Origin of the sequence: Onishia niordana (assembly GCF_004798965.1) — a bacterium.
GTDB classification, from domain to species: domain Bacteria; phylum Pseudomonadota; class Gammaproteobacteria; order Pseudomonadales; family Halomonadaceae; genus Onishia; species Onishia niordana.
Genome location: NZ_SDSD01000127.1, coordinates 1 through 254, shown reverse-complemented (window position 1 = coordinate 254; position 254 = coordinate 1). Strand labels below are relative to the sequence as shown.

Genomic DNA, 254 nt, shown 5'->3' with positions numbered 1-254 from the left:
CCAATCCCCAATTCCACTAATAAATTCTTTCCCTTTTTCCCATGCACTAGTCAAACCGTTAATAAATCCATCAATGACAGCTCGACCTGCAGCTAACAAATCTATATGTTTCAATTGATCAAATATATTAATTACAGAATCGATAATGTTTTTAACACCATCTTTTAGCCCATTCCACGCTGTTAACGCTCCATTTTTAATTCCATTTGCAATATTGACAACGCTAGACTTCAAACCATTCCATGCATTAATGG

At 35.0% G+C, this 254-nt stretch carries 1 protein-coding gene; it reads right to left on the bottom strand.

From position 1 onward, the window contains the following. On the bottom strand, window positions 1-254 hold a 254-nt coding region (locus ETC27_RS17385; RefSeq protein WP_205742795.1), incomplete at both ends, for a hypothetical protein.